Genomic DNA, 11,147 nt, shown 5'->3' with positions numbered 1-11,147 from the left:
AAGTATAGAGAAATACCCGTGTTTCCATGATTCATCCCGCATTTATGCAACGCCTGCTTTATAAAGCGAGCGATGGAGAGTTTTACGCTTGGCTAATTCTTTACCTTTACGACCGAGTTGCTCGCGTAGTTGTTGGTCTTTGCACAACCGATTGAAAGCTTGAAAAACTTCATAACCAGAATTGGGATTAACGAGTATCCCATTTTCTTCATGCTGAACTGTATCTAGAACACCACCTAAACGAGGGGCAATTATCGGCTTACCGAAGTAACTTGCTTCTAAATAAGCCATACCAAAACCTTCCATATTATTAGGTTTAGTATCTGATAAAGTCAGCATGGCAAATATGTCGCAAGCTGCATAATAACCTGCTAATTCTCGCTCTGGCACATATCCGGCAAAGTGGACGCGCTTATCTACTCGCAAACGATGCGCTAGAGATTTCAGTTCTGACTCAGTTGGCCCTTGCCCGCAGAGTATATAGTGGACATCAACCCCAAAAGTTAGCAATATTGGGATGTTATCAATTACTCGGTCGAAACCTTTATGTTTTACTAGTCTGCCGATGGAGAGAATCACTATTGCTGAATCAGGAATGTTGTATGCCTGACGCACGCGAACCCGTAAATCATCAAGGCTACTGGGACTGGCTACATTATTACCAAATTTTTCTGGTCTGATTACGGGGTTAATGACGTGGGTAGGAGTATTTAATCGGAAAGCAGTTCTGAGGTAATCTCTTGTATAAGAACTGTTACAAACAATGCCTTCGGCTCTATGAAGTGTTAATTTAAATAGCGATCGCAGCACGGGATTGTGTAAAGTGCAAAGAAGATCGTTGCCGTGCAGATAGATAAAAAAGCGAATAGGTAACAAATAGCTCAATAGCAACAGTGAAGGAAAATCATAGCCGTGGCCCCACTCTATATAACGATAGTGATAGCGAAAATAGAGTTTAATTGCTAGGACAAATGAGCAGACGATATTGACCAAAGGTTTGAGGATATTTCCCACATAGCCACTACGCCAATATTTAGGATAATACCAGCGATACACAGGAAACTGTTGACTCTTATCAAATACTCGATCTCCCGAGCAACTAGCTGCCAGTACAATTATTCGTTCTGGATCTTGCAGACAACGATTGTAGATATATTCCCCAATTACAGCTTCTTTCGGCAGAAAGATCCGGGATATGACTAGGATATCTGGGTATGCAGCTTTATCTCTGATTTCGGCTGTTAGTTGAGAAATATGTTCCATAATAAAATTGATGACTATATTTCAAATAGTTTTTAATATTTACAATTAGAATTACTTTCAAAGCCATCATTATTATTTTATTTCTTTTAAAACGAATTTGGTAGACAAATTTGAAGCCTATTTTAGAAGATTAGCCAAAAAGATTGTTTTTTTGTTGTGTTGATTTTATTTTTGTTGCAAATTTCTCATTCTTTGAGAGTTTCTGTGCATAATGAACAAAAAATCAAAGCTAACACTTGTAGCGAAAATGCTCAGTAAACATCTGCTGTGAAAATTCCGAAATTTAGCTACGTTCAATAAAATATCCTAAACACTTAAAGTAGATGTGCCAAAATGCCAAAATTTTTATAGCTACTTAGTTGCAACATTATGTCTATTGTGAAAAATTATAAGGATTACAGACACTTATTATCTTTCTACGTACACGTAAATTATCAGCCTCTAAATGTATTAATGAGTGCTGTTGGTGGGAGCTAGGCGTTTTGCCCGTGCTAAATATTGAGTAATAATAGGACTTACGCAAGTCACAAAAAAATCGGATTTGTAGTTTGTAGTAAGCGGCTCTAGCCCTTATTTTGAAGACTTTAGTCCTCTCTGCGAGACGCTACGCGAACACTACGAACTGAAAATAAGATGATATGCCAGTTGCGTAAATCCTGTAATAAGTTCAGAAGTAGTACTACTTATTCAGTGAAGGATTAAAAAATTAGTCAAAATAATCACTAAAAATTAAAATCATCTGTATAATTCAAAACTGTAGTCTGAAACTAGTCCGAGGCATAGCAAACCATTGCCCGTAGACGTAGCGCATCATAGACATCGCAATTTCTGTGAGGATAAACATGTCTTCCGGTACGGTTCCCCAGTCGAGAAATCCCCCCTGCGATCGCTACTTACCCAAGATAAGACGCGGTAAATTGAATATGTAGCCTCGAAAAGGTAATACTACGTGAATGCTACAAACTTGCTTGTTACGGGCTAGCGTTAGCAACATCCTGCAAGACTGCTCCCACCATCGGGAGAAATGATAAATAATAATTTCGTTTTTCAAGCGATTGTCTTATGCGTAAAAAACTACAACAAACCATCAAACCGCTGTTAAAAACCTTCTTAGCCCTAAGCTTGGTGTTAGCTTTGGCTCTTGGTCACGCTGACGGCGCGTTAGCAGCCCGCAGTGGGGGTCGTATCGGTGGTGGCTCCTTTAGAGCGCCTTCTAGCCGCACCTATACACCGCGCACCTATGCACCTCCTGGCGGAGGCGGATACTATCCTGGGGGTGGTTACGGTGGTGGCTTTGGTGGTGGCTTTGGCTTTCCCTTCCTACTTCCCTTCTGGGGTATTGGCGGAGGATTTGGTGGTCTGTTTAGCATCTTAATTTTCTTTGCGATCGCTAATTTCTTATTGCAAACTTTCCGCCGCGTCTCTAGCGGTGAAACACCAGAAGCAGATTACAGCAGTAACTCTCCTGTTTCTGTAACTCGTTTGCAAGTAGGTTTGTTAGCTCAAGCGCGTGAATTGCAAAATGAACTCAACCACATTGCTGAAACTGCTGATACTAACACCCCCGAAGGTAGAGCAGAAATTCTCCAAGAAGCCAGTCTAGCTTTACTCCGCCATCCAGAATACTTTGTATATGCAGGCGGTGGCACTCAACAAGCCAGTTTAAATTCAGCTGAAAGTCAGTTTAATCGGCTGTCACTGGCAGAACGCAGCAAGTTTAGCGAAGAAACTCTTTCTAATGTCAACAACCAGCTAAGAGCAGCTGGAGCTAAAGATGCTTTACCTCCAGCTGGCGAACTCGACAACCCCACCCGCCTATTTACCGAAGGCCCTGGCGAATACATTGTTGTCACCTTGCTGGCGGCGACACTAGGTAAGTTTGACATCCCCACAGCTATCAATAGTGCTGATGATTTGCGTCAAGCTTTACGGCAAATTGGTAGTATCCCTAGCGACAAGCTTCTAGCAATTGAAGTTCTTTGGACTCCTCAAGCTGAAAATGATACCCTCACATCTGATGATGTGTTAGCAAATTATCCAGATTTGAGACTTGTTTAATTTCTGAAAAATTTTGCATCTATCTTAGTGCAACGAATAAGTTCCCCTTAAGAACAATAACTAGAAAACCGCTTGTCAATGACAAGCGGTTTTTTGTAGAGTTTATATCATTTACAGATAATTAGTTATGATTCCCACAGCCATTTCACCCCACCCACCCCTAAGAGTTTGCAAAGAGGGGATTAAAGGGTGGGGTTTTGGGAGGTTAATAAGTAATTAAGCGGACATCATAGATATATTGAAGTATGATTTTAGAAACATTTTGGTAGTATTATCAAAATGAATTATACGCAAAGTGTTATCTTATGCCTAGTGTTGAAGCCGACGAAAACCGAGAGCATCGCATTAAAACAGAGATTGTTGTAGATGCTGAAGACAAAGAAGACCGAGCTATGGGTTGGTACTACTACCTTGAAGAGACTTTGAATTTTCCCTTTATGGCTACATGGACTAAGAAGGGACGCAAATCAGGTGCTGTCGAGGAGAAACAAGTGGAAGTACTGGGAATGGCCCCAGATGATGAGTGCTTGAAAGATATGTATGTAGAAGTGGCTTATATTAATGGTAAGGATGATGATGTATATTCTGCAAAATTATCTGAAATAGCAGCCATTGATGCTGACAGTGAAACTCAAGACGCGATCGCAGACTGGCTCTATTGGATTGCTAGAGGTTATAAATTTTAAACCTAGGATAAATACCGAATGACGCGGCAAGGATTGCCAGCAGCGACAACATTCTCAGGTATATCTTTGACACCTACACTACCAGCACCAATGGTTGTGTTATCACCAATAGTTACGCCTGGACAAATAATTGCATTGCCACCAATCCAGACATTATTACCAATGTTAATTGGGGCAGCTAATTCTCTATCAGAAAGACGAATTTCTGGATCTATAGGATGATAAGCAGTATAAATTTGCACATAAGGAGCGCACAAAACATTTTCACCAATGTGAACTGTATTACAGTCTAAAATTACACAGCCATAGTTCATATACAATTTGTCACCAGCAAAAATATTACTGCCATAGTCACAGTGAAAGGGTGGCACAATTGCTACTTTTTGACCGATTTTTCCAAATAATTCTTGCAAAATTTGCTGCCGTTGCTCTTGCTGTTCTTCGGTTGTAGAATTGTACTTTCGCAACAGACGACTGGCTAGGTTCTTTTCGGCAGCCAATTCTGGATCTTCGGCCAGATATAATTCGCCTGCGAGCATTTTCTGTTTTTCGGTTTTTTCCATGACAGAATTATGGGGCTTCTCGGTTGTGTATGATAACCTTAGTAGCCGCTAGAGTATCATATTCCATCCTTAACTAAATATGGCATAAGTAGCTTTTCCCTGCCGTTTAGCTTGGTACATCGCAATATCAGCATCCCGCAGTAGAGTTGCAGGCTCCTCATAATTACTAAAATTCCAAGTAATACCAATGCTAGCTGTAGCAGATAATTGATATCCATTCAGGTTAACTGGCAATCTTAAGGAGTCTTGAATACGTTTGGCAACATTGGTAGCATCGGTAATGTCTTTGATATCCTCCAAAAGAACAGTAAACTCATCACCACCAAATCGTGCTACAGTATCGCCACTACGTAAGCATGACTCTAAACGTCTAGCGATCGCTACTAAAAAATCATCCCCTATTCCATGCCCAAAGCGATCGTTAATCTCTTTGAAGCCATCTAAATCTAAAAATAAAACTGCAAAATAATAGTCGCTTCTGCGTTTGCTACGTTCAATAGTTTGTCTGAGCCGATCTAAAAATAAAACACGATTAGGTAATTCTGTTAGCCCATCATAAAATGCATTGCGGATCAGTTGTGCCTCTGTCTGCTTACGTTTAGTGATGTCTTGAAACACTAAAACCGCGCCAGTAATATTGCCATCTCGATCGCGGATAGGTGCAACATTATCTCCAATCGCTATTTCTTTACCATCTTTGGTAATCAATGTACAGTTTTCTGGTAAATTGAAAATTTCACCTGCTTCGATTACATAAGTAGCTAAATTTTCAATTTTTTCTCCTACATCTTTATTAACTAAGTTAACGACTTCTATTAAATCTTTCCCCAACGCTTCACTTTGCTTCCAACCAGTGATTAGTTCTGCTATGGGATTCATCATTTCAATACAACCATTTGCATAGGTAACAATCACCGCACAGCCCATACTATTAATAATTGCCATCAACCTCTGTTTTTCTTCGTATAATATTTTTTTGCTCTGATGTTTGTACAGTGTCATTTCAATCACAAAATGTAAATCACTTTCAATAAATGGTTTGGCTATGTAACTAAAAGGCTCACTTAGCTGATTTTTATGTAATCTTTTATATTCCGAATACTCCGTTAGATATACTACAGGCACATGAAAGTGATTCTGAATAATATCAGCTACGTGGAAACCGTCTATTTCTCCAGCTAGACAGATATCAATTAATACTAAATGTGGATGATTTTCTGCTACCTTTTTTATTGCCTCCTCACCAGACTCAGTTATTTCTGATACTAAATAACCTAATTTTTGTAAACTTTTTCTAATATTTGAGGCTAGATTTTTTTCATCCTCAACAATTAAGATTTTGCGGGCGAACATGTTACGATAACCTGTTTGCTAAAGTTCAGATTCTTGTTGTCAGTGTCAACTCAAGTCAAAAGTGCTTATCTTCTCATAAACAATCTCTAACTATCCTGTATTCTTACTTGATATTAATACTGACTAATGAGTAAATAGCATCATATTATTAATCTCCAGAAATTTATAGAAATCCTATTTGATTTACAAACTACCCTTTGAGGCAGGAAACAGGGAACTTTTAACAGGGAACATATTTGTTTGGATCTCATTTAGGATTGCTATATATGATTATCAAAGCTAATTTTGATTAATTTATGTAGCTAATATGATGCTACTAACAGCAAATCAAAATTAGAATGCAATTATCAAGCACTCAAAAACTGATTTTAAAATGTATACAATAATTCTATTGGGAAAGTATAAATACTAAGTATAATATCTATATACAAATTAATCAAGAAAAATTTTTCATAAAATCACAGGATATTACTTTAATATAATTAAAAAAATCTAGAGTGTTTTGGATATAATATATTAATCTACATTAATTTAATTATTAATAATAATTAATTTTAATCTTTGATTAAAAAGTTTGATGCTGCTTTACCTAAAAATAGCTTTTATATCATATCAGAGGAGTTCTAGATGAGAGTTTAAGCTATCTGAAATATTTAATGAGCAGTCAACTCGTATTACTTAGAAATATTCATCTAACAACCATAATTAAAAAAATCTCAGTATTATTGTATTGTAATAGCATGGTAAGCCTAAATATGTGCAATATAAAAATAGTTATGTGTCTGACATATCAATAGCTGAGATATTTTTAATGCACTATTTTAGCCTTGCCACGCCACTAAGCGTATTTTAAAAATAAAATACTAGCCCTACAGCTTCTGGTTAATACTTAATCACAATTCCTCTCCTCTAAAAATATGTAAGTTAAATGTTTATCAGCCGTTCGCGGTATTTTTTAGTTTTTTGTTAATCAATAGGTACTGGTGCCAATGGCAGGAAAGATTCTTATTGTGAGACACTTCCAAGCTCCACGTAAACCCCCTGTTCTTTGCTGGCTGATAGATATTGCAAAAAAACACATTTTGTGAATTAAAGGTTGGACTTGATTTTAGTCAGTTCAATGCTAATTCTGCCACCAAAGTCTGGAATAGGTGCGGCAGGTTTGCTGAGAGTGACTTGGACTTTTGTTACACGATCGCACTCTTGGAGGATAGAATCTGCGATCGTTGTTACCAATTTCTCCACCAAAACAAATTTAGACGTTTTGATCAGATGTTGTGTCAAGCTAATGACGCTGCGATAATCTAAAGTGTCTTCGATCGCGTCAGTCTTGGCCGCTGTGGAGATATCCAACCATAACCTCACATCCACCTCAAACCATTGTCCTAGCACCTGTTCTTCTGGTAGATACCCAGTGTAGCCATAGCCGCGAATTCCCGTTAAATGAATGCAGTCCATAAAAGTTTGAGAGCAAATTGTGCATTTTGTAGAAAGTTCAGCAAGTTTGCTTGGAGATTTTCTTTCCCAGAAACTCGCGTGGCGGTGATGGAACTCAACACCGCATTGATGGATTTTAAATTGAATTTCCCTAGACAAAATCTAAAATTTAAGATTGTTTTATAGCTATGTTTGATTTAATGCCGATCGCTTATACGAATGTTAATCAACTTTGGGCTTATATTTTAACAGAGACCTTAAAGCGGTTGGGATTGACTTGTGCTATTATTTGCCCTGGATCGCGCTCTACACCCTTAGCGATCGCCTTTGCTCAACAAGCACTTGAGATTGAAGCGATTTCCATTCTTGATGAACGTTCCGCCGCCTTTTTTGCTTTGGGACAAGCTAAAGCAACCGAACGTCCTGTGGTAATTGTTTGCACCTCTGGTACAGCAGGGGCAAATTTTTATTCAGCAGTCATTGAAGCCTCGTATAGTCGCGTCCCATTGTTGATATTAACTACCGATAGACCCCCAGAATTGCGAGATTGTCACTCTGGGCAAACTGTAGATCAATTGAGATTATATGGAAACTACCCAAATTGGCAAACAGAGTTAGCTTTACCCTGCGCCGATCTGGGAATGCTAGCTTACCTGCGACAAACAGTAATTCATAGCTGGGAAAGAGCGCAAACTCCTACAAAGGGGCCAGTACATTTGAATATTCCCTTTCGCGATCCCTTAGCACCTGTTCCTGATGGAACCGACTTGAGTTATTTGCGATCGCAGTTAGAATCAGAAGACTTTTTCGCAAGAATAGCAAACCCATGCCCCATGCCCTATGCCCTATTCCCCATTCCCAAAGAATGGAAAGAATGCGATCGCGGCATTATTATCGCAGGTGTTGCTCAACCACAGCAACCAGAGGAATATTGTAGAGCGATCGCGCACCTTTCCCAAACTCTCAAATGGCCTGTGCTAGCAGAGGGACTCTCCCCAGTCAGAAATTATGCCGAACTCAACCCTTATTTGATTTCCACTTATGACCTGATTTTGCGAAATCAGCAACTAGCAAAGCAGCTAGCGCCGGAAATGGTGATTCAGGTGGGTGAAATGCCTACGAGTAAAGAACTACGTAACTGGATAGATGCAACTCAACCGCGACGCTGGGTAATTGACCCTAGCGACCAAAACCTCGACCCTTTGCACGGGAGAACGACGCATTTACGGATATCTGTAGAAGACATAAAGGCAGAGGAGAGAAGTTTATCTTTATCCTCAGACTATGGAAAGCAATGGTGTGATGCGGAAACTAAGGTTAGGTTAGTTGTTGACCAGACGATGGAGAAAATAGATGAAGTCATTGAAAGTAAAGCAGCTTGGTTAATTTCTCAGATTTTACCGCCCGGAACGCCACTGTTTATTGCCAATAGTATGCCTGTGCGGGATGTGGAATATTTCTGGAAACCAAATAATTTAGGAGTGCGATCGTACTTTAACCGGGGTGCAAATGGCATAGATGGCACTTTATCCACAGCTTTAGGAATTGCCCATCGCCAGCAAAGTAGTGTGATGTTAACCGGAGATTTAGCCCTGTTACATGACACCAATGGTTTTTTAATCCGCAATAAATTTCTCGGACATCTCACGATTGTGTTAATCAACAACAATGGCGGTGGGATTTTTGAAATGTTACCCATTGCCAAGTTTGATCCACCGTTTGAAGAGTTTTTTGGCACTCCCCAGGATATTGATTTTGCTCAGTTGTGCGCTACTTATAATGTGCAACATGAATTCATTACTTCTTGGGAGCAGTTGCAGCAAAGATTAAACCCGCTCCCAGCTACAGGAATTCGGGTTTTGGAGTTGCAGACAAATCGCAAAGCTGATGCCAAGTGGCGACAGGAAAACTTGAGGAGATTTGCCGCATATATTTAATATTTAAGTATCTCGTTAGATATTGCTAAATAGCAGTATGAGATATACCGATTAGGTCAAACAATTGATCATTCTAAATGTTAAATTGATTCTTGGCATCATAGACTTTGAGGTTTTCGGTATTTGGTGCTGCCAATATTCTTGTGTTTTACCTTTCATAATCAAAAGGCTACCATGAGTTAAAACCAGCTCTACTTTTTTTAATTTATTATCGAATTTATGTCTAAGTTGGAATTTTCTTTGACCTCCAAAACTAATAGAATAAATAATTGGATATTTCCCTAATTCCGGCTCATCATCAGAATGCCAAGAAACACTGTCTTTGCCATCACGGTAAAGATTGAGAAGAACACTATTAAAAGAGAGTTGGGCTATCTCTTCAACTCTCTTCTTTATTAATAACAACACTGGTGTCCAAGATATTGGATTCATTTTAATTTTTGAATATGTATAACATTTCCCAGCGTCACCATACCATGCAGTCAGTCTGGGTAAGTTTATCTCTTTGCCATAGCATTTTATTTTGTCTTGTTGCCAATTAACTTCTGTGAATAATCTTTGGAGTATTTCATTACTTTCCTCCACTGTAAAATAGCTAGGATAAAATATAATTTCTGCGTCAGGTACAGAAAGTTGTTCTACCTGCAAGTGTGGAGTATGTGCAGATTGCTGCCAAAGGTTCAGGCTTAATTGAGTATCGGTATCATATTTCATTCAATAAATGAAATCTTTATTCTAGGTTATTGCTTAACGCCAATACTGTATACAACATTCCAAGTCAAACGCGGCTTTCTACTTTCTTGAATAGCATCATATATTTGACCTAAATTGCTTGGCTCTTCATTAACTAGTCTATCACAACGTGACTCCATGAAGGGAGAAAGAGTTAAACCTGATTCTTTAGCAATATTTTTAATACGTTGTTCCCACATAGGGCCACGTCTTTCTATAAAAATAAACCTTGCTCCAGTAGGTGCAAATTTTACAACTTGAGTTAAAAATGAGCGTAATAAAGGATTGTCATTAAATATTTCAGACAATAAAAAATTTAATACATATATATCTTGACCCCATACACTTCCAAGATAAGGTAATTGATCCAAATCGGTAACATCACAAGGTAAAAGATTACCTGATGGGATTATTGGCCATTTCGAGCGATTAGTACCATATAGATTTTTGAATGACTCATTAACTTGCTCTCTTATGCCGTACCATGAGCTTGCCCATTCTTTAACCTTGTCGAGTAGTTGAAAATCTACACTAACAGAAATTCCAAGTTTTTGTGTCTCAAAAAACTTTGCCATTGCCATTAACTCTGTACCAGGGCCAGCACCGAAGGCACAAATTTTCAACTCATGACGCTCTTTGGCAATTCCTAAAACATAATTAAGCAAATCTTTATTTGATTCTATAACGTACTGAAAGGTACTAGCATTAGCAGCCGCAACAATATATAAATACGCAAGTCGGCAAGCAGGTTCTTCATAGTTCAGGTCAGGAACTCTGTCTGAGTACCACTCTGTTTGGTTACGTTCAGCTTCATCTAAAATAAGTTGATAGACTTCATCTATAGATATTTCTAACTGATTTGAAATAAAAGCTATTTCTTTATTTAGTATAGGGTTCAGTAACTCAAAAAAAGTAATTGCCATGTAAAAGATCCTATTAAAGTAGGATATCATATTCTTTTTTTTACATATAGATAAAAACCGTATAAATACTGATTTCAATAATTATGATGAATTTCTGCGTAGCTGGAAACAAAGCAGGGAATAGTCGTTTTAACAGTCAGAGGACAAGCGATCGCACTTTTTGTTCCACCGCTTCGTATGCTTCTTCACTTGGGG

The 11,147-nt window shown here is 38.5% G+C and carries 9 protein-coding genes; 3 read left to right on the top strand and 6 right to left on the bottom strand.

Annotated elements, in window-relative coordinates; genetic code table 11:
- Positions 1-42: 42 nt before the first annotated feature.
- Entirely contained in the window at positions 43-1,263 is a 1,221-nt protein-coding gene (locus RMZ42_RS30535) for a glycosyltransferase family 4 protein (protein ID WP_322674939.1), read from the bottom strand.
- A gap of 1,062 nt (positions 1,264-2,325) precedes the next feature.
- Here RMZ42_RS30535 and RMZ42_RS30530 point away from each other — a divergent pair.
- Both RMZ42_RS30530 and RMZ42_RS30525 read left to right on the top strand, forming a co-directional pair.
- Positions 2,326-3,321 carry a DUF1517 domain-containing protein gene (locus RMZ42_RS30530; RefSeq protein WP_322674938.1) on the top strand — a complete coding sequence of 332 codons (996 nt, stop codon included), beginning with the start codon at positions 2,326-2,328 and terminating at the stop codon, positions 3,319-3,321.
- A gap of 305 nt (positions 3,322-3,626) precedes the next feature.
- Positions 3,627-4,007 (top strand): calcium-binding protein, encoded by a 381-nt coding sequence (locus RMZ42_RS30525; protein ID WP_322674937.1) that lies wholly within the window; start codon positions 3,627-3,629, stop codon positions 4,005-4,007.
- Between the two features lie 2 nt (positions 4,008-4,009).
- Here RMZ42_RS30525 and RMZ42_RS30520 read toward each other — a convergent pair whose 3' ends face one another.
- The 3 genes from RMZ42_RS30520 to folB form a co-directional block, all read right to left on the bottom strand.
- Entirely contained in the window at positions 4,010-4,570 is a 561-nt protein-coding gene (locus RMZ42_RS30520) for a sugar O-acetyltransferase (RefSeq protein ID WP_322674936.1), read from the bottom strand.
- A 69-nt stretch (positions 4,571-4,639) separates the two neighbouring features.
- Positions 4,640-5,923 carry a diguanylate cyclase domain-containing protein gene (locus RMZ42_RS30515; RefSeq protein WP_322674935.1) on the bottom strand — a complete coding sequence of 428 codons (1,284 nt, stop codon included), beginning with the start codon at positions 5,921-5,923 and terminating at the stop codon, positions 4,640-4,642.
- Between the two features lie 1,089 nt (positions 5,924-7,012).
- A complete protein-coding gene (gene folB / locus RMZ42_RS30510) occupies positions 7,013-7,381 on the bottom strand; it encodes a dihydroneopterin aldolase (protein WP_322674934.1) in 369 nt (122 codons plus the stop codon).
- A gap of 167 nt (positions 7,382-7,548) precedes the next feature.
- On the opposite strand from folB, the gene menD reads away from it, so the two are divergent.
- Positions 7,549-9,297, top strand: coding sequence for a 2-succinyl-5-enolpyruvyl-6-hydroxy-3-cyclohexene-1-carboxylic-acid synthase (gene menD / locus RMZ42_RS30505; protein WP_322674933.1), 1,749 nt, complete (start codon positions 7,549-7,551; stop codon positions 9,295-9,297).
- Positions 9,298-9,348: 51 nt separating this feature from the next.
- On the opposite strand, the gene RMZ42_RS30500 is transcribed toward menD, so the two are convergent.
- Positions 9,349-10,011, bottom strand: coding sequence for an alpha-ketoglutarate-dependent dioxygenase AlkB family protein (locus tag RMZ42_RS30500; protein ID WP_322674932.1), 663 nt, complete (start codon positions 10,009-10,011; stop codon positions 9,349-9,351).
- Between the two features lie 26 nt (positions 10,012-10,037).
- Positions 10,038-10,952, bottom strand: a complete 915-nt coding sequence (locus tag RMZ42_RS30495) for a hypothetical protein (RefSeq protein WP_322674931.1) — start codon at positions 10,950-10,952, stop codon at positions 10,038-10,040.
- Between the last annotated feature and the right edge of the window lie 195 nt (positions 10,953-11,147).

The organism is Nostoc sp. DedQUE05 (assembly GCF_034530955.1).
Lineage (GTDB): Bacteria > Cyanobacteriota > Cyanobacteriia > Cyanobacteriales > Nostocaceae > Nostoc.
The sequence above is the reverse complement of the archived record's forward strand: the minus strand, read 5'-3'. Positions and strand labels throughout refer to the sequence as shown.

Bases quoted from the DNA above. Each gene is read 5' to 3' on its own strand.
- RMZ42_RS30535 (WP_322674939.1), bottom strand. From the start codon at position 1,263: ATGGAACATATTTCTCAACTAACAGCCGAAATCAGAGATAAAGCTGCA.
- RMZ42_RS30530 (WP_322674938.1), top strand. From the start codon at position 2,326: ATGCGTAAAAAACTACAACAAACCATCAAACCGCTGTTAAAAACCTTC.
- RMZ42_RS30525 (WP_322674937.1), top strand. From the start codon at position 3,627: ATGCCTAGTGTTGAAGCCGACGAAAACCGAGAGCATCGCATTAAAACA.
- RMZ42_RS30520 (WP_322674936.1), bottom strand. From the start codon at position 4,570: ATGGAAAAAACCGAAAAACAGAAAATGCTCGCAGGCGAATTATATCTG.
- RMZ42_RS30515 (WP_322674935.1), bottom strand. From the start codon at position 5,923: ATGTTCGCCCGCAAAATCTTAATTGTTGAGGATGAAAAAAATCTAGCC.
- folB (WP_322674934.1), bottom strand. From the start codon at position 7,381: ATGGACTGCATTCATTTAACGGGAATTCGCGGCTATGGCTACACTGGG.
- menD (WP_322674933.1), top strand. From the start codon at position 7,549: ATGTTTGATTTAATGCCGATCGCTTATACGAATGTTAATCAACTTTGG.
- RMZ42_RS30500 (WP_322674932.1), bottom strand. From the start codon at position 10,011: ATGAAATATGATACCGATACTCAATTAAGCCTGAACCTTTGGCAGCAA.
- RMZ42_RS30495 (WP_322674931.1), bottom strand. From the start codon at position 10,952: ATGGCAATTACTTTTTTTGAGTTACTGAACCCTATACTAAATAAAGAA.